General features: G+C 66.2%; 23 protein-coding genes and 2 pseudogenes. 4 read left to right on the top strand and 21 right to left on the bottom strand.

All coding sequences use genetic code 11. The annotated features are described in order from the left end of the window. Nucleotides 1–6: 6 nt before the first annotated feature. Nucleotides 7–894, top strand: a complete 888-nt coding sequence (locus tag VI480_RS12665) for a TIGR03619 family F420-dependent LLM class oxidoreductase (RefSeq protein WP_323673214.1) — start codon at nucleotides 7–9, stop codon at nucleotides 892–894. 7 nt (nucleotides 895–901) lie between these two features. On the opposite strand, the pseudogene VI480_RS15695 reads toward VI480_RS12665, so the two are convergent. The 6 genes and pseudogenes from VI480_RS15695 to VI480_RS12630 all read right to left on the bottom strand — a co-directional run bounded on the left by VI480_RS15695 (nucleotide 902) and on the right by VI480_RS12630 (nucleotide 5,643). After that, nucleotides 902–1,956 (bottom strand): annotated as a pseudogene (locus VI480_RS15695) (thiolase family protein). 122 nt (nucleotides 1,957–2,078) lie between these two features. Next, nucleotides 2,079–2,468, bottom strand: coding sequence for a Zn-ribbon domain-containing OB-fold protein (locus VI480_RS12650; protein WP_416246695.1), 390 nt, complete (start codon nucleotides 2,466–2,468; stop codon nucleotides 2,079–2,081). Nucleotides 2,469–2,519: 51 nt separating this feature from the next. Next, on the bottom strand, nucleotides 2,520–3,182 hold the full coding sequence (locus VI480_RS12645) for a nitroreductase family protein (protein WP_323673210.1): 663 nt from the start codon (nucleotides 3,180–3,182) through the stop codon (nucleotides 2,520–2,522). A 46-nt stretch (nucleotides 3,183–3,228) separates the two neighbouring features. Continuing rightward, a complete protein-coding gene (locus VI480_RS12640; protein ID WP_323673209.1) occupies nucleotides 3,229–3,894 on the bottom strand; it encodes a hypothetical protein in 666 nt (221 codons plus the stop codon). A gap of 84 nt (nucleotides 3,895–3,978) precedes the next feature. Further along, nucleotides 3,979–4,473 (bottom strand): proteasome activator, encoded by a 495-nt coding sequence (locus VI480_RS12635; protein ID WP_323673208.1) that lies wholly within the window; start codon nucleotides 4,471–4,473, stop codon nucleotides 3,979–3,981. A gap of 33 nt (nucleotides 4,474–4,506) precedes the next feature. Further along, complete coding sequence (locus VI480_RS12630) at nucleotides 4,507–5,643, bottom strand: alkaline phosphatase family protein (protein WP_323673207.1); 1,137 nt, start codon at nucleotides 5,641–5,643, stop codon at nucleotides 4,507–4,509. Here VI480_RS12630 and VI480_RS15690 point away from each other — a divergent pair. After that, a pseudogene (locus VI480_RS15690) lies at nucleotides 5,555–6,043 on the top strand (RrF2 family transcriptional regulator); the annotation flags it as partial. The gene VI480_RS12630 and the pseudogene VI480_RS15690 sit on opposite strands and share 89 nt — an antisense overlap. Here VI480_RS15690 and VI480_RS15685 read toward each other — a convergent pair. Genes VI480_RS15685 through VI480_RS12610 form a run of 3 tightly spaced genes read right to left on the bottom strand, consistent with a single transcriptional unit; the run spans nucleotide 5,940 to nucleotide 7,829 of the window. After that, entirely contained in the window at nucleotides 5,940–6,956 is a 1,017-nt protein-coding gene (locus VI480_RS15685; RefSeq protein ID WP_416246691.1) for an RluA family pseudouridine synthase, read from the bottom strand. The pseudogene VI480_RS15690 and the gene VI480_RS15685 sit on opposite strands and share 104 nt — an antisense overlap. After that, nucleotides 6,953–7,438 carry a signal peptidase II gene (gene lspA, locus VI480_RS12615; protein WP_323673204.1) on the bottom strand — a complete coding sequence of 162 codons (486 nt, stop codon included), beginning with the start codon at nucleotides 7,436–7,438 and terminating at the stop codon, nucleotides 6,953–6,955. The genes VI480_RS15685 and lspA overlap by 4 nt, the downstream gene beginning before the upstream one ends. A 49-nt stretch (nucleotides 7,439–7,487) precedes the next feature. Further along, complete coding sequence (locus VI480_RS12610) at nucleotides 7,488–7,829, bottom strand: TraR/DksA family transcriptional regulator (RefSeq protein ID WP_323673203.1); 342 nt, start codon at nucleotides 7,827–7,829, stop codon at nucleotides 7,488–7,490. 52 nt (nucleotides 7,830–7,881) lie between these two features. Here VI480_RS12610 and VI480_RS12605 point away from each other — a divergent pair, with 52 nt between their 5' ends. Both VI480_RS12605 and ileS read left to right on the top strand, forming a co-directional pair. Further along, nucleotides 7,882–8,118: a hypothetical protein gene (locus VI480_RS12605; protein WP_323673202.1), complete on the top strand. Its 237-nt coding sequence runs from the start codon at nucleotides 7,882–7,884 to the stop codon at nucleotides 8,116–8,118. 117 nt (nucleotides 8,119–8,235) lie between these two features. Next, the gene (gene ileS / locus VI480_RS12600) at nucleotides 8,236–11,421 is read left to right on the top strand and encodes an isoleucine--tRNA ligase (RefSeq protein WP_416246694.1); all 3,186 of its coding nucleotides are present in this window, start codon (nucleotides 8,236–8,238) and stop codon (nucleotides 11,419–11,421) included. On the opposite strand, the gene VI480_RS12595 is transcribed toward ileS, so the two are convergent. The 12 genes from VI480_RS12595 to murD all read right to left on the bottom strand — a co-directional run bounded on the left by VI480_RS12595 (nucleotide 11,418) and on the right by murD (nucleotide 22,613). After that, nucleotides 11,418–12,122, bottom strand: coding sequence for a hypothetical protein (locus VI480_RS12595; RefSeq protein WP_323673200.1), 705 nt, complete (start codon nucleotides 12,120–12,122; stop codon nucleotides 11,418–11,420). The two genes, ileS and VI480_RS12595, sit on opposite strands and share 4 nt — an antisense overlap. 21 nt (nucleotides 12,123–12,143) lie before the next feature. Next, nucleotides 12,144–12,398: a YggT family protein gene (locus tag VI480_RS12590; RefSeq protein ID WP_323673199.1), complete on the bottom strand. Its 255-nt coding sequence runs from the start codon at nucleotides 12,396–12,398 to the stop codon at nucleotides 12,144–12,146. 36 nt (nucleotides 12,399–12,434) lie between these two features. Next, nucleotides 12,435–12,947, bottom strand: a complete 513-nt coding sequence (locus VI480_RS12585) for a cell division protein SepF (protein ID WP_323673198.1) — start codon at nucleotides 12,945–12,947, stop codon at nucleotides 12,435–12,437. A 75-nt stretch (nucleotides 12,948–13,022) separates the two neighbouring features. After that, nucleotides 13,023–13,706 (bottom strand): YggS family pyridoxal phosphate-dependent enzyme, encoded by a 684-nt coding sequence (locus tag VI480_RS12580; protein WP_323673197.1) that lies wholly within the window; start codon nucleotides 13,704–13,706, stop codon nucleotides 13,023–13,025. Next, on the bottom strand, nucleotides 13,699–14,385 hold the full coding sequence (locus tag VI480_RS12575) for a polyphenol oxidase family protein (RefSeq protein ID WP_323673196.1): 687 nt from the start codon (nucleotides 14,383–14,385) through the stop codon (nucleotides 13,699–13,701). Before VI480_RS12575 ends, VI480_RS12580 begins: the two co-directional genes overlap by 8 nt. A gap of 106 nt (nucleotides 14,386–14,491) precedes the next feature. After that, a complete protein-coding gene (gene ftsZ / locus VI480_RS12570) occupies nucleotides 14,492–15,568 on the bottom strand; it encodes a cell division protein FtsZ (protein WP_323673195.1) in 1,077 nt (358 codons plus the stop codon). Between the two features lie 131 nt (nucleotides 15,569–15,699). Then, the gene (locus VI480_RS12565) at nucleotides 15,700–16,389 is read right to left on the bottom strand and encodes a cell division protein FtsQ/DivIB (RefSeq protein WP_323673194.1); all 690 of its coding nucleotides are present in this window, start codon (nucleotides 16,387–16,389) and stop codon (nucleotides 15,700–15,702) included. Nucleotides 16,390–16,449: 60 nt separating this feature from the next. Then, nucleotides 16,450–17,367 (bottom strand): UDP-N-acetylmuramate dehydrogenase, encoded by a 918-nt coding sequence (murB, locus tag VI480_RS12560; protein ID WP_323673193.1) that lies wholly within the window; start codon nucleotides 17,365–17,367, stop codon nucleotides 16,450–16,452. Between the two features lie 49 nt (nucleotides 17,368–17,416). Next, complete coding sequence (murC, locus tag VI480_RS12555; RefSeq protein ID WP_323673192.1) at nucleotides 17,417–18,841, bottom strand: UDP-N-acetylmuramate--L-alanine ligase; 1,425 nt, start codon at nucleotides 18,839–18,841, stop codon at nucleotides 17,417–17,419. After that, nucleotides 18,838–20,019, bottom strand: a complete 1,182-nt coding sequence (locus VI480_RS12550) for a UDP-N-acetylglucosamine--N-acetylmuramyl-(pentapeptide) pyrophosphoryl-undecaprenol N-acetylglucosamine transferase (protein ID WP_323673191.1) — start codon at nucleotides 20,017–20,019, stop codon at nucleotides 18,838–18,840. Before VI480_RS12550 ends, murC begins: the two co-directional genes overlap by 4 nt. 3 nt (nucleotides 20,020–20,022) lie before the next feature. Continuing rightward, nucleotides 20,023–21,153 carry a putative lipid II flippase FtsW gene (gene ftsW, locus VI480_RS12545; RefSeq protein ID WP_323673190.1) on the bottom strand — a complete coding sequence of 377 codons (1,131 nt, stop codon included), beginning with the start codon at nucleotides 21,151–21,153 and terminating at the stop codon, nucleotides 20,023–20,025. Continuing rightward, nucleotides 21,150–22,613: a UDP-N-acetylmuramoyl-L-alanine--D-glutamate ligase gene (murD, locus tag VI480_RS12540; RefSeq protein WP_323673189.1), complete on the bottom strand. Its 1,464-nt coding sequence runs from the start codon at nucleotides 22,611–22,613 to the stop codon at nucleotides 21,150–21,152. Before murD ends, ftsW begins: the two co-directional genes overlap by 4 nt. Nucleotides 22,614–22,691 lie beyond the last annotated feature (78 nt).

Genomic DNA, 22,691 nt, shown 5'->3' with positions numbered 1-22,691 from the left:
CGCGCCATGAAGTTCGGGTATCTCACAGGCAATCACCACGGCGGCATCGATCCAGGCGACCTGGCGCAAGAGCTCGAAGAACGCGGTTTCGCATCCGTCTGGTACCCCGAGCACACCCACATCCCGACGTCCCGCGAAAGCCCTTATCCAAACGGCGGCCAGCTCCCCGGCACCTACTTCCACATGATGGACCCGTTCGTCTCCATCGGTGTCGCTGCTGCACGGACCAGCCAAATCACGCTCGGCACTGGCATCTGCCTCATCCTCCAGCACGACCTCATCGACCTGGCACGCACCATCGCTAGCGCCGACGTGCTCGCCAGCGGCCGTGTGGTGCTGGGCGTCGGCGTCGGCTGGAACAAGGAGGAACTGGCCGATCATCGCCCCGACATGCCCTTCAGCCGCCGCTACGGCGCCATGCGCGAGCGCATCGCAGCGATGCGCTCGATCTGGGCCGACGATCCCGTGCCTGCCTTCGAGGGCGAGTGGGACCGCTACGGCGAGTCGTGGATCTACCCAAAACCCACCAACGGCACCGTGCCCATCGCACTCGGCAACGCCGGCCCGCTGGGCATCCAGCATGCGGCGGAGTACGCCGACGAATGGGCGCCTATCGACGTGGGTGTCATGAACACCACCGGCAAGCCCGACGTGCTCGGCGGCATCGAACGATTCCGCCGCCTCGCTGACGAAGCGGGGCGCGAGAACGCCGACGACATCCCGATCACGCTCTACATCTGGGGCCGACCCCGCATGGACCGGCTGGAGTCCTACGCCGAAGCTGGCGTCAGCCAGTTCATTCTCACGCCCGTCAACTTCGACCTGCCCTCAGCTGACGAAACCCTGCAGTACCTCGACGAACTCGCCCCCACCCTCGCCGCGTTCAATAACTGAGTTCGTCTTAGAGCCCCGAACGCTCCAGGATGTGCACGCCGCAGCTCGAGCCGAGGCCGATCACGTGCGCCAGGCCGACCTTGGCGTCGGGTACCTGACGGTCGCCGGCCTCGCCGCGGACGTGGGTAGCGACCTCGAACAGGTTGGCCACGCCGGTGGCGCCTATGGGGTGCCCCTTCGACAGCAGGCCGCCCGACACGTTTACCGGGATCTCCCCGTCGCGCCACGGGCCGCCCTTGTCGATCCATTCGCCAGCGCCGCCCGGTTCGCACAGCCGCAGGTTGTCGTAGTGCCGCAGTTCGGCAGTCGCGAAGCAGTCGTGCAGTTCCACCAAGTCGAGGTCGGCAGGATCCACTCCCGAGGCCTCGTATGCCGCATCCGCGGCGTTGCGAGTCAGCGTGTTGACATCAGGCTGAACCTGGCAGCCCTCGGTCCAAGGATCTGACGTCAGCACCGAGGCCGAGAGGCGATCACCTCGGAGCTCATGACCTCGTCGAGTGTGAATGCCTTGCGGTATTGCGCCAGCGGGTTGAGGGTGGAGTGCTCGTGGTTCTTCTGGGCCACCTTGGCGAACTGCTCGAAGCCAACGCCGTCGTTCTCGTAGGCGTACTCCATGCCGGCCTGTGCGAACACGCCGGGCATCATGTTGGTGCCGAGCCGTCCCTCGACGCCGACGACAGACCCGAAGCGTCCCTTGCGCTCGAATACCTGACGGTCGGAACGGGCGGCCCGATCGGCACCGAGCATGCCCATCTTGCCCATCTGCTCGACACCGACCGCCAGGCCCATCTGTGCCTCGCCGGACTTGATCGCCATCATCACCGTGCGGACCGCTGTCGCCCCCGTTGCGCAGGCATTGGCCACGTTGTACACGGGAATGCCGGTCTGGCCGAGTTGCTTCTGGAGGCGCTGGCCGACGCCGCCGTTGGCTTCGTACAGGCAGCCCGCCGCCAGGACGTCCATGTCGGCCATGGTCGCCCCGCCGTCATCGAGTGCTCCGAGCGAGGCCTCTGCGGCCAAGTCGATGAGGTCTTTGTCGGTGTAACGGCCGAACTTGGTCATGGAGGTGCCGAGAATCCACACTGGGTCTTGGTTGCTCACGGGTGCTCCCTATTCGCTAGGCGGGTCTGTCGCTGATGTAGTCGCTTGTCGGTTCGCAGGGTCGGTCGGGTGACGGGGCAAGCTCAGGCCGCTTCGGGCTCGTAGCCGAACGCGACGGCCTCGTTGCCGTCGTCGTCGGTGGCGGTCACGTAGGTCGCGAGGCGTACACGCATGCCGAGGCTGACGTTGACGGGGGTGGGTTCGATGTTGATGATGTTGCTCTTGACGCGACCGCCACCGTCCAGATCCACGACAGCCGAGACATAGGGCGCCGGCACCCCCCGGGCGGCACGATGCACGATGGTGAACGTCCGCACCGAGCCCGTATTGGCAAGGCGCCCGGTGGAGAACTCACGTGCCCCGCATGCAGCGCAGGCATTACGCCGGTCGAAGTAGCAGGCCCCGCATGCATCGCAGACGTAGGCAACCAAGTGCGGGTCGTCGCCGAGCTTGAGGTATTCCACCATCGCCATCTGCTTTGGCCCGAACTCATCTGGCGCAGTCTGATCGCCCACGTCAGCAACTTACCAGCGACCCCAGTGCACCAACGGGCGGTCGGCAGCTGCTGCCGCCGCTTTGCCCGGCTCGTCGACGAACAGCGGGCGGTGGGGCCTGTCGTGGCTCGCCGCCGGACCGCTGGACGCCTCAGCCGCTCGATCGGGCCAGCCCAGCGCCACGACGCCGACCGGCTCGTGCGCCGGCGGCACACCGAGAGCGGCTGCCACGGCTGCAGCGTGTTCGAACATGCCGAAGAACAGCACCCCGAGGCCTTCGTCGAGCGCTGCGTACTGCAGTGCAAGCGCCGCGAATGCCGCATCCACGGTCCAATACGGCGTCGACCAGGCCTCCGTACCCGAGCCCAGCCCAGAGCGTTCCTTGTCGGGTTCGCCGTAGCGGTCGATGTACGCCTGCGGATCGGCCCACAGCGTGACGAGAACCGGGCAGGCCAGCAACCCATCCCAGCGAAAGCTCGCGCGGCGGTCTGGGGGCAGGGTGGTGTCCCAGTAATGAGCCGTCTCGCCGGGGTCCCGAAGCACAACGAAGTCGAAGCCCTGCGTATTGCCGGCCGAAGGGACACGGCGGGCGGTGTCAAGGATTCGCTCAAGCAGGCCGTCATCGATCCGATCCGGCAGGAAATGCCGGGTCATCCGGCGGCGACGGGCGAGTTCGCTGAATCCAGAGTTCACCAGCGCACACTCTTCCTGTAGAGGCTGAGCCGATGAGCAGCGAGTGCTACAGCAGCTTCGCGAGATCTTCCCGGCTGGCCCAGCCGAACGCGATCAGTGCATCGCCGTTGGCCGTATCGAAGCCGTCGAACAGGCCGGTCATCGCCGGATCAATCTTCTCAGGCCGCGGTGCCGTGTGATTCAGCACGAATGAGGGCCCGCCGTCCCCATAAACCTTGAACTCTCGCGCTTTGTACTCGCCCTGCACATCGAATCGCTTGGCCAGTCGTCGTCCCCAGGCGCGGTCCTCGCCGTTGGGCTCGTAGCCGGGGCGGGGCACTACCCGATCAAGCGGCTTGAAGGCCGTGAACGCGGCTGGGTCGGCCATCTGGCAGGCCACCAGCACGTCCTCGTCGGGGAACGCCAGCACGGCGCGTCGCAATTGGTCGGTCATCATCGCCCGCAGAGCGCTGTCGCGGCGAGCCGAACGCCGTGTGGCACCGGCGCCCATCAGCACCGTCGGATCGCCGCCGACCCGTTCAAGCGTGCAGAAGCCGTATGCAGAGAGCTTGGCACCGTCTCGCACATGGGTGATGAGCACCCATGCATCGCGTTGCTTGGAAAGGTGACCGACGTCGAAGTGAACGTTCTCGCCGGTGACCAGCTCGGCCATCTCGGAGATCTCAGCATCGCTGAGTGCCGTGCAGTCCTTTGTCTCAACCTCGAGCGCCATGTGATTCTCGCTCCCTGCGATGCTCGCTGGCCGATCCCCCGGTGCCGGCCAACCGATTCGGTAGTTATTGCCTTCAGTGATCGCTCACAGATAGACACCGCCCCGACCCGCCGCAGGCGAGCTCTGGGGTTGCCCGCCGGCTTCGAGTGCATTGCTGCGCATCGTGCGCAACTGCCGCTCTGCCATCATCTGCTGCGCTGATACCGCTGCTTGGATGCCGTGGAAGAGCCCTTCGAGCCATCCCACCAGCTGAGCCTGGGCGACCCGCAGCTCAGGACCCGACGGGATGTCTTCGTCGAACGGCTGCGCAATCCGGTTCAGCTCGTCAGCGAGCGGTTCGGAAAGTGCTGTTGCCAGTTCGTCAACCGACAGGTGATACACGTCGCGCATGCGGTCGCGACCCGCTTCGTCGAGCTCCGCGTGGCGGACTTCTTCGAGCAGCTTACGAATCATGCCGCCGATGCGCATGAGCTTCGCCGGTTCGGGAACGAAGGCCTCGTCGTCGATGTCGTCTTCCGTGAGTGGTCCGCTCTCCAGCAACTCGCCCTGTTCTGGGTCTGGAACTGGATCGCCGACCACCAGCAAAATGCTATCTGGCGGAAAATCCATCCCTTACAGCTGCGCGAACGGCACCAGCATTTCTTCGGCGGTCAAGCCCCCGTGGCGGCCGATGAGTGCGTGGTGGGGCTGGTCCTCGTCGGGCATGGTGAAGGCCTGCAGACCTCTGGGCACGAGAGCGACATCTCCGAGCCGGCCCCTGGCCGTCTCGGTGACATGACGACCCAGCCATTGTTCGTCCAGCACCTGCTCGACAGGAGCGATCTCGGCGATACCGGCATAGCGCTCGCAGGCAGATGCAAGAGCTGACTCGGCACCTGCGCAGGCGTGCAGCCACAGCAGCCTGGCCTCGCCTGACCAGCCGTCGGTGAGTGCTACGACCTCGGGATCGACCATCACCGGAGGTTCGAGCACCTCGACGACGCCGTGATCGGCAGTGACGATCACGGGCACCGCGGCAGGCAGGTCACTGCGCAAGGCCACGGCCAGGCGCTCCGTCTCGGCGAGCGCAGCGTGGTAGCGCTCGCCGAGCCCGAACTCGTGAGCGATCTTGTCGACCGTGTCGTAGTAGGCGAAGACGAACCGGAAGCCCTCGTCGACGGCAGCCCGCACCGCGGCGACGAAGCCGGGCAGGTCGTGCCATCCCCAGAATGTGCCGCCGCGCAGATGAGCACCGCTGAAACCGCTATGGCGGAATTCCGCACGTGTCACGACGGCGGCGGGCTGGCCGCAGAATGGCTCGACGGGCTGCAGCTCGTCAGGCGGCAACTCAGCTCGCGCGTCCCGGCCGCCGGCCCGCCAGCGAAGCGCGTTGAGCAGCCCGAGAGAGGTCGCTATGCGATAACCGACGAGTCCATGTTCACCGGGCGCTGCCCCGGTGGCCAGCGACGTCAGTGCCGTTGCGGTGGTGCTCGGAGCAACTGTGGTGATCGGTGGCGTCGCGGCGCTCGCCGCAGCAAGCGCCGGCGCGAGCGCGCGATGGCGGCGCAACTGGTGCCAGCCGAGGCCATCCACGACCAGCAGCACCACCGTGCGTGCAGCTGCAACCGCATCGCTGACGAGATCAGCCTCGACGCCAGCGCACAGAGCCGGAGCGACTGCGGTGACACAATGGCCGTCGTACGTCGGCAGCGTGCGGTCGAGCGCCAGCGGTTCGCTGCCCCCGTTGTGCTCGACGGCGTCGCTTTCCACGAAACCGACCCTAGGAGGCCGAGCCAGTAGGCGAGGCCGGTGCCGGGGCTACGCTGCCACCGTGGCGGTCTCGACGCGGGGAGACTACGCGAGCCGCGCGTTGCTGTCCCTAGTCCTCAACGACAATGGCCGGCCGACCTCGGTGCGCGATATTGCGGAACGCACAGGTCTGCCCCAGCCTTACCTGGAGCAGATCCTGCTGGCGCTCAAAGGGGCGGGTCTGGTGCGATCCAAACGTGGTGTCGGCGGCGGCTACGTGATGGCTCGCGACCCGGCCGAGGTCACGATCGGGATGATCATTCGAGCAGTCGACGGCCCGATCGCTCTCGGCGATTTCGGCCAGCCTCATCAAGATGGTGCGTGCGATCACGAGGGACAGTGCGTCTTGCTGGCGATCTGGGACTCGGTCGGCCATCGCATGCGTGCCGAACTGGACTCCTACAGCCTCGCTGCAGTGGCCGAGGTTGCCCGGGGCCGCGCGCCGTGGCCGCATGCAACAGCGGACGGCCGATACCGAATGGATCCGGCACGCCGTAGGTCAGGTCGCCGAGCAGTGGCAGCCCGATACTGGCCAGATGCACGCGGATCTGGTGTGTCCGCCCCGTCTCGAGCCGGCAGCGAAGCAGCGAGGCTTCCGCAGGATGCACATAGGTCTCGACGACGCTGTAGTGCGTCCGGGCGTCACGCCCCTCCGATGTCACGGCCATGAGGGTGCGATTCTCCCGATCCCGGCCGATCGGCGCGTCGATCGTGCCTGTCGGTGAGGAAGGATGTCCTCGAGCGAGCGCTGCATAGGTCCTGCGAACCTGCCGCATCGTGAGCTGCTCGACAAGCGCGTCATACGCCCGCGAACTGCGTGCGCAGACCAAGACGCCGCTGGTCCCCCGGTCGAGCCGGTGCACGATGCCGGGCCTGCCGGGCTGACCCACGCCGGCCATGTCCGGATACTGCTCGACCAATGCGTCTGCGAGCGTGCCCGCAGAGTGCCCGCTGCCCGGATGTGTGACGACTCCGGATGGCTTGTCCACGACCACGATGTCGCCATCGGCATGCAGGACATCGAAAGGGGCAATCTCACGGCGCTGCTCCGGGACTGCGGCGGGAAGCTGCATGTCTGTGACTTCTACAGTCGAGCCGGCAGCAACCCGTACCGAGCCCGCCCGAGCGATCTGGCCGTCGACCAGAACGCACCCTTGAGCAACCATCTTCGCCGTGTCTGATCGTGACCGCCCAGTCAACAGCGACAGTGCACGGTCGATGCGTTCGCCGGACAGCGACTCCGGTATCTCGAAGTGTCCCGGCAGATCGCTCACCCAGGTGCCTCCCGGGGAGCCCCGGCCCGCCGCCGCTCGCTGCGATACAGGTGGAGCAGCACGATCACTAGCCCGGCGGTGATGAATGCGTCTGCCACATTGAAGATCGGCCACCACTGCAGGTCGATGAAGTCCACGACCGCGCCACGCCCCCAGGCTGCGCCGCGAAAGACGCGGTCGGCGAGATTGCCCAGCGCCCCGCCGATGATGCCGCCGAGCCCGATTGAGGCCCATTGGCCCTGCACACGATGTCGCGACAGCCACAGCACACCGACGATCACGATGGCCACGAGCGCCAGGACCGGACCGAGTCGCTGGCCCGCTGAGAAGGCGAAGCCGGTGTTGTGCACGAGCCGCAGGCGCAGCGTCCACACGAGGTCGATGATGCGGTCGTCCAGAGCGACCACGGCCCATGCCTTGGTGAGCTGATCCAAGCAGAGAACTGCAACCGAGGCGAGGGCGATGCTGAGGCTGCGCGTCACGCGAGTCTGTGGCGCTGATGGGCGGTTTGCGAACACCTCGGCTCAGCGTCTACGGCCGACGCCATGCCGGACCGCTGCTCTTGACTTCCACGCGCATGGAGGCGTGCGGGATCGCTTCCAGGCGCTCCTTGGGGATCGGCTTGCCCGAGACGACGCAGATGCCGTAGGTGCCGTCTTCGATGCGCGCCAAAGCAGCATCGATCTCGGCGATCTCCTCGCGCTCACGAGCCGAGATCTGCAGCGCCCGATCGCGTTCCACGGCAATGGAGTCTCCCTCACCCGACTCCTCATCGAACTGGACATCTCCCGGCTCGCGTTCGCTCACGAGCTGCTCGGCCTCGGCCTCATACCGCTCAGCATGCGCCGTGTAGCGACGGCGCTCAGCCAGCAACGCCTGTCGCTGCTTTTCGAGAAACGCATCGCCGAAGCGGGGCTTTGGAGACTTGCGGCGGGGTGCGGCCTTCTTCGCAGATGCCTTCTTGGCCGTGCTCGCCTTCTTTGCTGCGGTGTTCTTTGCTGCGGTCCTCTTCGCAGCACCTGCCTTCTTCGCGGCGGTCTTGGTCTTCGAGGAATTCGCTGCCCGCTTCCGTGCGGGAGCCTTCTTCGCAGCAGCCTTTCGGGCGGAAGCCTTCTTCGCAGTGGCCATGGCTCCTCCCCACAGAAGCGACGCGGCAGTCTAGGTCGCCGATTTCGACTGCGTTTGGCAGCTCGCAACTCCGTTGATTTCCCTGCCTCAGGGGTACCCTCGCTGTCTCGTGGACTGGCTCGTGGGCTCGAGCGAGGCCCAGGAGGCGCTGGTGAAGCGAGAGCCGACCGAGACCGTGTACCCACGTGTACCTGCGCAAGCAGACTTCCCGCAGATCGAGGAACGGATCCTTGTGCGCTGGCACGAGCAGAGCACCTTTGAGACGTCGATCGCCAACAGGTCCGCGGACGACGAGTTTGTCTTCTACGACGGTCCTCCCTTTGCGAACGGACTGCCGCACCACGGCCACCTGCTGACCGGTTACGTCAAGGATGTGGTCCCTCGGTACCAGACGATGCGTGGCCACCGCGTCAACCGCCGCTTCGGCTGGGACTGCCATGGCCTGCCTGCCGAGATGGAAACCGAACGTGAGCTCGGCGTGAGCGGACGCGCTGCGATCACGGAATTCGGCATCGAACGCTTCAACGCCCAGTGTCGTGATTCAGTGCTGCGGTACACGGCGGAGTGGCGCAAGACCGTCACCCGCCAAGCACGATGGGTCGACTTCGACGACGACTACAAGACGATGGACCTGCCCTACATGGAATCGGTCATGTGGGCGTTCAAGCAGCTCTGGGACCGCGGTCTCGTCTACCAGGCGTTCCGGGTCATGCCCTACTCGTGGGGCGCGGAGACTCCTCTGTCAAACTTTGAGATCAGGCTCGACGACGCCACGAGACCTCGTCAGGATCCTGCCATCACGGTCTGGTTTGAACTAGCGGACACCGATGAGCCAACCGGCGCAGGCAGCACGGCTGGCACAGGCGGTCCGTTGCGACTGCTCGCTTGGACCACAACGCCGTGGACCCTGCCGTCCAATCTCGCGGTGGCCGTCGGCGAGGAGATCGCCTATGCCGTCGTGCAGTCGGAGGTGCTCGGTGCTGGCCGCTACGTCCTCGCGTCGGACTGTCTCGAGCATTACGCAGCAGACCTCGAGCCGTACACCGTCGTGGGCACGATGAGCGGCGCTGAGCTCGCCGGCCGCCGCTACTCGCCCATGTTCGACTTCTTCGCTCATCGCACCGAGGCGTTCCGGGTGCTCGCCGGCGATTTTGTGGACACCGCCGAAGGCACCGGTGTGGTTCACCTGGCGCCCGGCTTCGGCGAGGAGGATCAGCTTCTCTGCGAGGCCCACGGCATCGAGATCGCCGATGCAGTACCGGTGGATGACCGGGGTTGTTTCACGCAACCGATCACACCGTGGGCCGACCTCAACGTCTTCGAGGCAAACTCGCAGATCATCGCCGAGCTCAAGCGACGCGACAGGGTGCTGCGCCACGACAGCTACGAGCACAACTATCCGCACTGCTGGCGCACGGACACGCCGATCATCTACAAGGCCATCAGCTCGTGGTACGTGAAGGTCACCGAGATCTCCGATCTCCTGGCCGAGACCAACCAGCAGATCAACTGGGTGCCCGGCCATGTACGCGATGGCCGGTTCGGCCAATGGCTGGCAGGTGCCCGTGACTGGTCCATCAGTCGCAACCGATTCTGGGGCTCGCCTATCCCGATCTGGGTCAGCGACAACCCTGACTACCCCCGAATCGATGTCTACGGCAGTCTCGACGAGATCGAGGGCGATTTCGGCGTGCGCCCGACGGATCTGCACCGGCCGTTCATCGACGAGCTGACTCGCCCCAACCCGGACGACCCCACGGGCCGCTCGACCATGCGGCGTGTGCCCGAAGTGCTCGACTGCTGGTTCGAGTCGGGGTCCATGCCCTTCGCGCAGGTGCACTACCCGTTCGAGAACTCCGAGTGGTTCGAGAAGAACTTCCCGGCCGATTTCATCGTGGAGTACATCAACCAGACCCGCGGCTGGTTCTACACGCTCCACGTTCTGGCGGGAGCACTGTTCTCCCAGCCGGCGTTCCAGAACGTGATCTGCCATGGCGTGCTGTTGGCCGCCGACGGCAACAAGCTGTCCAAGCGGCTGCGGAACTACACCGAGCCCACCGACATCTTCGCCAACCAAGGCTCCGATGCACTTCGGTGGTACCTCATGGCGACGAACATTGTCCGGGGCGGCGATACGCGCATTTCCGACAACGGCATCGACGAGGTCGCCCGGCAGGTGCTGATCCCGATCTGGAACTCATACGCCTTCTTCACGCTGTACGCGAATGCCGATGGCTACGAGGCCAAGGTGCGAACCGACTCTCCTCATGTGCTCGATCGCTACTTGCTAGCCAAGACCAGGGCCACGCTGGAATCAGTGACGGCAAGTTTCGAGGCCTACGACTTGCCGGGGGCCGCCGCCGAGCTGCAGTCATTCATCGACGCGCTCAACAACTGGTACATCCGCCGCAGCCGGACACGCTTTTGGGGCGAGTTCACCCGCGTCCTGTCCGCCGAAGGCGGGACCACGGGCGAACCTGACGCTTTCGACACGCTGTACACGGTGCTGAGGATCTTTGCGGCCATGGCGGCCCCGCTGCTGCCGATGATCACCGAAGAGATCTACAGCGGGCTGACCGGCGGTGACAGCGTGCACCTAAGCGACTGGCCTGACCCTGAGATGCTCCCGCTGGATCCTGATCTCGTTGAACACATGGATGCTGTTCGAGCTGCGGCCTCCGCAGCGCTGCGAGTGCGCGAGGACGCCGGCTTGCGCGTCCGGCTGCCGCTGCACAGCGTGACCGTGGCCGGCGCCGGTGCCGAGCTGCTCGAACCGTTCGCCCCGCTTCTTGCTGATGAGATCAACGTCCGGGAGGTGAAGCTCCGAGATGAGCTCGGCGACCTCGCGACCCACGTGCTGCGCCCAGACGGCTCGGTGCTGGGGCCGCGGTTGGGCGCCGCTGTTCAGGAAGTCTTCATGGCCGCCCGAAGGGGCGACTGGAACGTCACTGCCGAAGGCGGGGTGGTGGCCGGAAGCCACGAACTGCGCGACGGCGAATACCAGCTCACCCTGCAACCATCGGACCCGGCTACGACTTCGGTGCTGGAAGACCAGCAACTGGTCGTGACGCTGGATGCCACGGTCACACCCGAGCTGGAGGCCGAAGGTGCAGCTCGCGATCTGATTCGCCACATCCAGCAAACGCGCAAGGAGCACGGTCTCGAGGTCACCGACCGCATCAATCTGACGATCCGCTGGAGTCCGCCGAATCTGGCTGCGATCCGTCAGCATGAGCCATTGGTGGAAGCCGCCGTGTTAGCGGAGGAGATCCACTGGCTCGACGGCAGCGACGAGCCCGACCTCGATCTGGCGGTCTGCTCGCGGGCGGCTGTCTAAGCAGACAGCGGTTCCTTGCGGATCAGCGCATCAAGGAAGGGATCATCGAGTTCGTCGAGTGCGAGCGGTGCCCGATCCGCGTCGATGAGATCACCGTCGGCCTCATCGGTGTCGTCGTCACCAGTGTCGCCCTCCGAGCCGGACCCGATTGATTCGTACGCGGCGTCAACCCGATCCGCTGCGGCCAAGGGCGCGACGATCGACGGCATGGCAGCAGCATCTGGCCCAGAGCGAACGGAGGCCGCAATCGGTTCTGGCTCGGTCAGCTCATCCAGGTCGTTCTCGGCGGCAGCATCGGAGCCTGTGCCGTCCTCGAACGGCTCATCGTCGATGTCAGATTCAGCGACCTCGGTGACCTCGACGGTGTAACCGGCGTCAGTCAGCGTCCTCGATATCTCGGACCGCACGAGACCGGACAGCGCCTCGGTGAGGTCGTCGCTCGCCGTCTTGAACGCTTCGTCCAGTGCCTGGCTGCCGGCCGCCTGCAGTGCTGCGAGTGCATCGGCAATCTGCGCCACCGTCTCGGGCGATAGCCGTACTTCCACCGGTTGTGATGGCGCTCCCGATTCCACGCTGCTCATTCGCTGGTCGATCTCGGACACTTGCGCCGCGAGCGTCGCAAGCTGCGCGCCGATGGTTTCGAGCAAGCCCTCGCCCTCGGTATCGGAGGGTTCGACGGGAGGAGAATCAGGACTCGCCATGGCGCGGAATGTACCAGCGTCTCAGCATCCCAGCAGCATGCCCGCCACGAAGACCTGCAGTCCGATGATCAGCACGATCGGTGACAGGTCGAGCGCCACCCGGCCCAGTCGCACCGCGGGCAGTGCTCGCCGCAATGGACCCATGACAGGTTCAGTAATGCGCACCAGCCAAGTTCGCACAACCATGACCGGGCTCTCTGGAGCAAGCGGGATCCAGCTGAACAGCACACGCGCAAAGATGGCGAACACGTAGAGCGATATCAGCGTGCACAGCATTTCATCGCTCCGGTTGGTGGTCCGCGCCGGAGCGTCTCAGCGGCCGACGTCTTGCACGGAAGCGTCCTGTGCAGCAACTGCATGATGCTCGCTGTCGGTGACCACGACATTTGCCGGCACGAGCATGTACACGGCGTTTGCGACCTTGCGCATCTCGCCGTCGCGGGCATAGCACAGCCCGCTGGCGAAATCGAGGAGCCGGCGAGCGGTATCGCGATCGAGGCCCTGCAAGTTCAAGATGATCGGCTGATCGCGCTTGAAGCGATCTCCGATCTGCTGTGCATCATCGAACATCCGCGGCATCAGTACGAACGGCTGCGCTGTCGATGTGGCGACACGGCGCACGGCCGACGTCGGTGCGCCGGATGCAGCTTGCGGCGTCGCCGCCGCTGGCCGTTCAACCACGGTGACACCGCTCTGGCTGGTCTGGTCGGCGAAGGCCTCAGCCGCGGGCATCTCGCCCGGCATGGCGCGTTCGGGCGGCGGGGCATAGCTGTCATCCGGACCCAAGCCCAGATAGCTCATTGCCTGCTTCATGAACGATGCCATGCAGAACCTCAGTGACAACAGTCCCGATCAGAAAACTGCCTCAATCGCACAGGGTACCGACTTGTCAAGTTGCGGTCAGGCACCCCGCGTGGAGATATTTCGCGGCGGGCGATTGCCGAAGAGGGCAGTCCCGATGCGTACCATCGTCGAGCCAGCTCTGATCGCCGCCTCGAGATCCGCACTCATCCCCATGCAGCGGTGCTCGAGCTCATGGCGATCTGCGAATCGGGCAACCTCGCCGAAAGCCCGTTCGATCTCAGGCGGCGAACCCTGCGGGCCAATGGCCATGCAACCGGCTACATCGAGCCCCTCCCGACGGGCGGCAGCCACCAGTGACGAGGCCTCGTCGGGCGGACAACCGCCCTGCGTGGCACTGCCGCTTACATCGATCTGCACGAAGATGGCGGCACCCGGATCGTGGCGCGCTATCTCGGATACCAACCGCGACCGGTCCACGCTCTGCCACACGTCCACCAGTCCAGCCAGTTGCCGGACCTTGTTCGACTGCAGCCGCCCAATGAAGTGGACCTCCACAGCCGTCTTGGTCGCGGTGGCCATCTCGTTCCACTTGCCGTGCAGTTCCTGGGCGTAGTTCTCACCGATCATCGCCAAACCGGCATGAGCCGCAGCTTCGATTGCCGAGCTGTCGAAGCCCTTGGTCACTGCCACGATGCCGACGTGAGCAACATCGCCGCCGGCATCGGCTATCCGCTGCTTGACGCGCTGGGTGCGGCGGCGGACCTCCTCGGCGTCAATCATCGATCAGCACCCCTGCCCGCTCAGTCTCCAGGCCTACCAGCACCGCCGTCCGGCCCTGTTCGGCACGGGCTCGATGCGAGAAATAGCGCTCATCCGAAGCAGTGCAACGGCCGATCTCGCTGTCGATGACGGCCCCGTGCCGTCGCAGCTCCAGCCGCGTGGCCTCGCCGAGATCGAGCGACGGGGTGCCCCAGTGCGTCGTGCTCGACACCGAGGGCCCGAGTGCCGCGCTGGCAGTCTCCAGTTGGTCGGCGCCGAATTCGTACTGCAGCGGGCCGATGTGGGGCCCGACGATGGCTCGGGTGTGACGGATCCCGTGACGGCCGAGTTCGGCGAGGGTCGCCGCGATGACGCCGTCGAGCAGGCCTCGCCATCCTGCGTGGATGGCTGCGACAGCCGCACAGTCCGCTCCATCGGTGCCGTACAGGGCAATCGGCACGCAGTCGGCGGTTCTCACAGCCAGTGTGGCCCGTGGTATCGATGTCCACGCGGCGTCCGCGCAGGCACCCCGATGCTCTCCTGGTCGCCCGACCTCGACAACTCGCGTGCCATGGACCTGCCGTAGGACGGTCACGTTGCTGGGGGCGGATCCGTCGATGGGAGCGCAGTCGCCGTCGGAGCGCTCAGTAACCGAGATCCGCACCAAGCTGTTCCCGCAGCGGCGGCGCAGGGTCAGCATCCGAAGCGCCCGCCGGTGTGGCTTGTCGAGCCGTGCAGCCCCGCTGGGAGTCCGCGACCGGCGTCGATGTGCAGCAGTCTGGAGTGATTGCGACGTAACCCAGGCGTCACCGCAGGAAGCTGGGCACGTCGAACGACTCGTCGTCCTCGTCGAGGTCGCCGAACGGGTCAGCCACATCGCCGGACTCCTCCGAGGCTGCGTAGTCGCCCAGCGCAGCACCTCCAGAGCGACCCGGTCCATATCGGTCGAATCCTGCAGCGATGACCGTTACACGGATCTCTTCCCCGAGTGAATCGTCGATCACCGTGCCGAAGATGATGTTGGCCTCGGCATGCGCCACTTCGCGGATGACTTCCGCCGCTTCATTGACTTCGAACAGCCCGAGCTCCGGCCCCGCGGCAATGTTCAGCAGGATGCCGCGGGCACCGTCGATGGACTCCTCGAGCAGCGACGACGAGACTGCCTGCCGGGCCGCATTCTTGGAGCGGTTCTCGCCATGGGCACGACCGATCCCCATCAGGGCGGTGCCAGCGCTCGACATGATCGCCTTGACGTCGGCGAAGTCGGTATTGATGAGTCCTGGCGTGGTGATCAGTCCCGAGATGCCGGACACGCCCTCGCGCAGCACGTCGTCCGCCATGCGGAAGGCATCGATGATCGACGTGTGCTCGCTCGCCACCGTCAGCAGCCGATCATTCGGGATCACGATCAGCGTGTCGACGCGCTCCTTCAGCCGCTCGATGCCCTGTTCGGCCTGGATCTGCCGACGCTTGCCTTCGAACGCAAACGGGCGCGTGACCACTCCGATCGTCAGCGCTCCTACCTCTTTGGAGACTTCTGCCACCACCGGAGCGCCTCCGGTGCCGGTGCCGCCGCCTTCCCCGGCCGTAATGAACACCATGTCGGCACCCTGCAGTGCTTCGGCGATCTCGTCACGGTGCTCTTCTGCGGCTCGAGTGCCGATTTCAGGATCGCTGCCGGCGCCGAGCCCGCGCGTCAGCTGGCGGCCGATGTCCAGCTTGACGTCGGCGTCGCTCAACAGCAGGGCTTGGGCGTCGGTATTGACGGCGATGAACTCGACCCCGCCCAAACCGAAATCGATCATGCGGTTAACGGCATTCGAGCCGCCGCCCCCGACGCCCACCACCTTGATGACTGCCACGTAGTTCTGTGGTGAGGCCACAGGGCTCCTTGTGTTCACTGGCCGGCCGCGACATCAGACGTGCCGCCGACGGGCACCTTCTACGGGAAAATAGCGCAATTGACGACAGTACTGATGCCTCTGTCAATCGGCAAGACCCTGCGCTCAGCCTCTCAACCCGACGGGCGGAGCACCGGCAGGTGCGGAACCGACACATCCAAGATGGCATCAGAGGCCGTCATCTCTCCGATGACCGCGGCAATCGCCGCCGTCTTGGCCCCGATCGCCGACTCGTCCCCCAGCGCGACTTCCAGCACAAGATCTCCTGGCTGTTGCCGTACGCGCGCACGCAGGTCACCGCGCCTGTCCCGCCACAGCGCAGCAACCTCGAACTCCGGCTGCCCTTGCGCTGCACTCAACGCGGCGAGCAGCGCATTCGCATCGCTTGCGAGGAAAGCACCCGGTTCTGGCGCAGCAGCAATGCCTGACAGGCGCGGCAGCTCAGGCACGACAGTGAGCGGCGAAGTGAGGATCCGACCTTCGATGTCCAAGAGAACCCAGCTGCTGGGAGCGGCGAGCGCAACCGCCGCTGGGGCGCGCTCGACGACATCCACGTCCACCGTTGCAGGCCATCGACGTCGGACACGCGCGTCGGCGACCCAAGGCAGGCTCTCGAGTGACCGTTCTGCTCCGCCGGTGTCGAGTGTTCCCATGAAGTCCCCAGGACGGATGCCGGCGGCTTCGTATGCCTCGTCGTAACTCACGCGATGCAGGCCGCTGAAGTGGATCCGGTCGGTCTCGAAGGTGCCTGCTGCGAGAAGGATCGTCGCGACTGCTGCGGCAACCGCAGCAAGCGCCGTCACGGTCAGCCACCGGCGCCGGCGTTGCTGATCGGCAGACTTCGTATCCCCCCTCGACATCATTCAAGACGGTGTCGGCGTCGCCTCGAAGCCGACCATGCGGACTTCGGGCTGCAGCACGATGCCGGTCGACTCGGCGACACGGCGCCGGATTTCGGCCATGAGTGCGACGACATCGGCCGCCGTGCCGCCGGGATCCGAGACGATGAAGTTTGCGTGCAGGCGTGACACCTCGGCAGTGCCCATGCGCAATCCGCGAAGACCTGTCTGGTCGATATGGGCTCCTGCGGACACTGTTCCAGTCGAGGTCAGGGGCGGGTTCATGAAGACCGAACCGGAGTTCTGCCCGCCGGGCTGGTGTTCTCTGCGCCAACGGACGATGTCCGCTATCTGATCCGTCACCGTCGAAGGGGGCGCTTGCCGCCCGCTCAACCGCGCACGAACCACGACGTGACGGTTCTGGAGGCCGCTGCTGCGGTACTTCAGGTTCAGCGCGCTGACATCGTGGACAGCTCCGGTCCCGGCTTCCAGATCGACGATGTCAGCGTCGATCAAGCACGACGCCATATCGCTGCCGTGCCCCCCTGCGTTCATGCGCACGGCTCCGCCCACGGAACCCGGCACACCAACAGCCCATTCCAGGCCGCCGAGCCCTGCCGCGGCACACTGGCGTGCGAGCACTGGCAGCGCCACAGATGCGCCCGCAGTGACCGTGGCGTCCGCGCTGTCGAATTCGACTTTTGCATAGGCATCGCCGAGAAAGAGTGCGATGCCCTCGAATCCTCGGTCTGCCACCAGCAGGTTCGATCCTCGCCCGACGACGAGTATCTCCAGCCCGGATGCTGCTGCGGCCTCAGCCGCGCGTTGCAGGTCGGGCATGCCGTTTGCCACATAGGCCACCGCTGCCGGGCCGCCGACTCTTGAGGTGGTCAACGCTCCCAGCGGCGCATCGACGCGGGCTGCATCGCCCAGCACTGCCACCGCACGTTGGACTGCATCGGGGTTCGACCATGGCCCCGGAGAGCGGCATTCAGGCGACATGCAGCAGCTCGTCTGGGAGCGTCGTCAGGTCGCCGGCGCCCAACGTGAGGCACAGGTCGCCGGGCCGCAAGTTGGTGCGCAGGTACGAGCGCAGTTCAGTCCGGCCCGGAAGATAAGCCACAGACGCATATGGATGGGAGTCGAGCAGGGCGCCGAGCACCAGCTCGGCGGACACGCCGGGCAGAGCCAGCTCGCCGGCACCGTAGATGCCGGTGAGCACCACCTGGTCGGCATCTGCGAAGGAGTCCGCAAAGTCCTGCCAGAGTGCTGCGGTCCGCGAGTAGCGGTGCGGCTGGAAAACGGCGACTATCCGCTTCCAGCCTCCGCTGCGAGCAGCGGCAATCGCAGCGGCCACCTCGGTGGGCAGATGCGCGTAGTCGTCGATGAACGACACCCCGTCGCGCTCGCCGCGTCGTTCGAACCGCCGGGACACGCCGGCAAATCGACCGAGGGCGTCGATCATCGGTGTGGCTGCGGCCCCGAGCTCGAGCGCTGCCGCAAGAGCACCTGCCGCATTCGTCACGTTGTGCAGCCCGGGCAGCGGCAGCTCGCAACGGCCGATCGACGTGGTGCCGTTGCTCAATTCGAAGCCGGCGCCGGTGCGCGAGCTGTGCATGTCGGTGATCCGGTAGTCAGCGTGGGGGACCGTCCCATAGGTCACGCAGCCACCGACGCGCTCGGCCATGGCGGCCGCTCGCTGGTCATCGGCACACACGATGCGCGGCCCTCCAGCGTTGCCGGCGAAGGCTTCGAATGCGGCTGCGAGCTCGTCGAAGCTCCCGTAGTGGTCGAGATGGTCGGGTTCGATGTTCGTCACGACCACCGCATCGGCGCCCAGTGCCAGGAACGTCCCGTCGGATTCGTCTGCTTCGACAACGAACCACTCCCCTGCTGTGTCCCAGACGGCGCCGGAGCCGATCTCGTTCACCTCGCCGCCTACGAGGAATGAGGGGTGTTCGCCGGCCGCGACCAGGCACAGCGCCAGCATCGACGAAGTGGTCGTCTTGCCATGGGTTCCGCCGACCGCCAGCGTCTGCTTGCACCGGCAGATCCCTGAGAGCAGCTCAGCCCGGCTGAGCACCGGAATGCCCCGGCGGCGGGCCTCGACGAGCTCCACATTGCCTTGGGGCACCGCACTCGAATGGGCCACGATGTCTGCCGAGCCGATGTTGGCGGCGTCGTGGCCGATCATGACCTGGGCACCGTGAGCTGCGAGCCGAGTCATGCCGGGGCCCGCCCTCAGGTCGCTGCCGCTGACGCCGTGGCCCATCTCGGCGAGCACCAGCCCGATGGCATTCATGCCCGCGCCACCGGCACCCACCAGGTGGATGCTGCGAGGCTCCTCAAGATCGGGTGACCGGCCCGACGGCCCCTGGGTCAGGAGCGCTGGCTCGATGGACGGCGAAATGGTCACGTTGTGTGCTTTCTCGGTGCAGGATCCGCGTGCCTCACTGAGCCAGGAACCGCTGAACTGTGCTGTATCACGAGCTCTGCGACCCGTTGAGCGGAGTCTTGGCGACCGAAGGTCGCTTCGGGGAGACGCCCGGCCGACGCCCGGTGCTGCCATCCCAGCATCTGATCAAGCTCGGCGAGCATTCGGCCCCCGTCGAACTCGGCATCGACGACGACACGTGCCCCGCCCATTGCCACCAGCTCTTCCGCATTGCGACGCTGGTGGTCATTGGTCGCTATCGGCAAGGGCACGAGCACTGCCGGCGTGCCGATGACCGACAGCTCTGCCACCGTCGATGCACCGGCGCGGCAGATCGCCAAATCGGCTGCGGCCAATGCCACGGGCAGCTGCTCATCGAACGGCACGGCCCGGTACCAATCGCGCACCCGCGAACCGTCGGGGCGCGGAGGCGGCGGCGATGGACGCTCGTCCCAGTCGCGCTTGCCCACCACGTGGTATATGAACAGGCCGTCGCGGTCGCGCAGCGACGCCAACGCCATCCAGACAGCGGTGTTGATCCGGCGCGAGCCCAGCGAACCACCGAATACGACCACGGCGGTGGCGTCCGAGGGCCAGCCGAGCCGGGTGCGGGCATCTGCCGCTTCGTGTGCAGCCTCGACGACTTCCGGGCGCACTGGATTCCCGGTCACCACCTCCCGGTGCAGCCCTGTCCCGCGGACCGGTACGGCCGCAGCACGTGCAAATCGGCCCAGCAGGCGGTTCGTTGCCGATGCCACTGCGTTCTGCTCGGCGATCACCAACGGCACCCGCCAGATCACCGCTCCCACCGTCGCGGGAAGCGCGGCGTAGCCGCCCAGCGACAGCACCGCGGCTGGACGCCGCCGTCTCACGAGCGCGATGCCGCGCACTGTGGCCCACGCCAAGCTCGCTGCAGCGCGCGCGTTGGTCAGGTTCACCCGGCGTGCAGTGAGGCCACGACCTCCCAGCAAGGTCACGCCGAAGCCGGCGTCCGGCACGATCTGCGAATCGATGCCACGGGCGCTGCCGACGAAGTGGATGCGCTCTGCGGGCCAGCCGCGCTCAGTCAGCGCGGAAGCCACCGCCAGGCCAGGCATCAGGTGCCCCGCGGTTCCGCCTCCCGCGATCAGGAGGCTGGGGGCGCTGCCGGGTGTGGCCACGGCTCAGCCGGATCGCCGCGTCACATTCAGCAGCAAACCGGCGGCCGCTGCCGTCACCACCAGCGACGAACCGCCGAAGGACAGGAACGGCAGAGTCACACCAGTCACCGGAAGCAATCCAACCACACCGCCGACGTTCACCAGCGTCTGGAGCACGAACCAGATGGCGATGCCGGCTGCGAGCAGCGAACCGAACAGCTCTGGCGCTTTCTGGCTCGTCCGGAGCCCCCCGATGCCGACAACCCCCAGCAGCGTCAGGAGCCCGAGGGCGCCGAGGAGGCCCATCTCCTCTCCGACTATGACAAAAATGAAGTCGGTGGGTGCATTGGGCACCCAGCCCCACTTGGCCTGGCCTGCGCCCAACCCAGTGCCGCGCAGTCCTCCCTGCGCCAGACCCACCAGGCTCTGGAATGTCTGGTAGCCGCTCTCGGACCGTTCTGCGATCGGGTCCAGGAAGCCCGCCAGCCGCGCGCGGCGGTACGGCGCCGCATACGCCAGCAAGGGTGCCGCCACAACGACCATTGCCGCGATCTTCGCCAGATCGCGGCCTGGCAGGCCGGCGACGAAGAGCATGCCGACCCCGATGCCCGCCAGGATGAGGGTGGTTCCCAGGTCCGGCTGCAGCAATACCAGCGAGCACCCGGCGGTGAGCAGGAGCATGGCGGGCCGCAGGATCCGGTCGGGTCGCTCGATCTGATCCTGGCGGGCGTCGAGGAAAGCGGCCAACGCCACGATGAGCGCCAGTTTGGCTGTCTCCGATGGCTGAATGCTGAACTGGCCGATTTCAATCCAGCGTCGGGCGCCGCCGGTGCGTTGGCCCACCGCCAGCACGATGACCAACAAGCTCACGCTCGCAGCTGCGAGGGGCAATGCCATGCGCCGCCAGTGCCGGTAATCGACGCCAAGCGTGACGAGCAGCACGGCAACAGCGATCCCAACCGACCACAGGTGCCGGGTGAAGTACTGCAATGGACGGTCAGACGATTCGATTCCGGTCGCCGAGGTGGCCGACAGCACCAGCACAACACCGGTGAGCAGCAACAGGAACACCGCAGACAGGACGGCGGCATAGCGCACCGACGGACCTGAGCGAGCCCGTCCCGGTGGCGTGCGCGGAAGATCCAGCTTGCTCATTGCTTGTCACCCGTCGGAGCGTGCGAGCGCGTGCGCTCGGCGAGGCCGGCCACGGCCGTACTGAAGTGCTCCCCTCGCTGTCCATAGCTTGAGTACCAGTCGAACGAAGCGCACCCGGGCGACAGCACCACGTCGCGGTCGGGTTGCGCCATCCGGTGGGCAGCCTCCACAGCCTCGTGCATCGAGTCGGCCCGGACGAGCTCGATCTGGCCGCATGCAGGTTGGCTGAAGCAGTCGACAACCTCGCCGGCGGCCTCACCTATCGCCACGACGCCGTGAACGTGTGGGGCAACGGCGGCAAGCTCCCCGAGATCGAGACCCTTGTTCCGGCCGCCCGCGATCAGCACCGCGTCGGAGAAGCCGCGCAGCGCTGCCACCGTCGCGTGCGGCGCTGTGGCCTTACTGTCGTCGTAAAAGCTCACCTCGCCGACGCGACCTGCGAATGCCAGTCGGTGAGGCAGCCCATCGAATGACCGCAACTCCGTCGCCACCGCCTCGGCGGATGCACCCATCTCCAGCGCAACAGCCGTTGCAGCGGCGGCATTCGACAAGTCATGGGGACGCCGTCGGGGCAAGTCCGCCGCCGCCACGATGCTGTCGCCATGCGCGACCAAGACGCCGCGCTCGTAGTGCACATCGCACGGTGCCTCAAGTTGCTGGGGCGTCGCGAACGTCACGCGCCGTGAACGGATCCCGGACGTCCACGGTTCGATATCGGTGTCGCCTAGGGGAACCACTGCGACGTCGTCGGGACCCTGGGCCGCCCAGATCCTGGCTTTGGAAGCGGCGTAATCGCGCAGGTCAGGATGCCAGTCGAGATGATCGGGAGCCAGATTCAGCCACGCAGCGACAGCGGGAGCGAATCTGCGCGCCCGGTGCAGCCTGAATGACGATGCCTCCACTACGAACGTGGAGATCTCACGGTCAATAGCGTCCACCAGAGCGATATCTGTATTGCCGGCGCCGACAGCGGAGACTCCACTCCGGTTCAGCATTCGCTCAGTGAGGACCGTGACCGTCGTCTTGCCATTGGTGCCCGTGATTGCCGCGAGGGGTCGGCTGTCCCACTGCGCTGCCAGATCCAACTCGCTCACCACCGGCACTCCGGCCGCATCCGCCAGCGTGTAGCTGAGGTGTCGCGGCGGCACGCCCGGAGCGGGCACGACGGCCGCGGCGCCCGATACCAGCTTCCTGAGCAGGGTCGCATCGGTGGAATCGTGAATCTCGCCGAACGCAGCATCTGCGCCGACCCCTCTGCGCGCCGCTTCGCCTGGTCGGTCGTCCGCCGCGATCACCTCATGACCGCGCGCCGCGAGCGCGGAGGCCACTGCGCGTCCGGTCACTCCCATGCCCACCAAGACGACCGGCCCGTCTGCGGGCGTCAAGTCGTGGACGCTCACAACGAACCAACCGGCAGTCGGTAGCAGCAGCACAGCACTGAAGTCCACGAGAGAACGCATGTTGGCGGAGTCACAACGAACCAACCGGCAGTCGGTAGCAGCAGCACAGCACTGAAGGCCACGAGAGAACGCATGTTG

The sequence above is a fragment of the Candidatus Poriferisodalis multihospitum genome, assembly GCF_028283155.1.
Lineage (GTDB): Bacteria > Actinomycetota > Acidimicrobiia > Acidimicrobiales > Poriferisodalaceae > Poriferisodalis > Poriferisodalis multihospitum.
This window is presented reverse-complemented; position numbering and strand designations above follow the sequence as displayed.

Coding starts and splice junctions, on each gene's coding strand:
- VI480_RS12580 (WP_323673197.1), bottom strand. CDS start 13,706: ATGATTGACGCCGAGGAGGTCCGCCGCCGCACCCAGCGCGTCAAGCAG.
- VI480_RS12585 (WP_323673198.1), bottom strand. CDS start 12,947: ATGGCATCGTTCATGAAGCAGGCAATGAGCTATCTGGGCTTGGGTCCG.
- VI480_RS12665 (WP_323673214.1), top strand. CDS start 7: ATGAAGTTCGGGTATCTCACAGGCAATCACCACGGCGGCATCGATCCA.
- VI480_RS12650 (WP_416246695.1), bottom strand. CDS start 2,468: ATGGCGATGGTGGAATACCTCAAGCTCGGCGACGACCCGCACTTGGTT.
- VI480_RS12590 (WP_323673199.1), bottom strand. CDS start 12,398: ATGCTGTGCACGCTGATATCGCTCTACGTGTTCGCCATCTTTGCGCGT.
- VI480_RS12575 (WP_323673196.1), bottom strand. CDS start 14,385: ATGCTGACCCTGCGCCGCCGCTGCGGGAACAGCTTGGTGCGGATCTCG.
- VI480_RS12640 (WP_323673209.1), bottom strand. CDS start 3,894: ATGGCGCTCGAGGTTGAGACAAAGGACTGCACGGCACTCAGCGATGCT.
- ftsW (WP_323673190.1), bottom strand. CDS start 21,153: ATGAGCAAGCTGGATCTTCCGCGCACGCCACCGGGACGGGCTCGCTCA.
- VI480_RS12595 (WP_323673200.1), bottom strand. CDS start 12,122: ATGGCGAGTCCTGATTCTCCTCCCGTCGAACCCTCCGATACCGAGGGC.
- murD (WP_323673189.1), bottom strand. CDS start 22,613: ATGCGTTCTCTCGTGGACTTCAGTGCTGTGCTGCTGCTACCGACTGCC.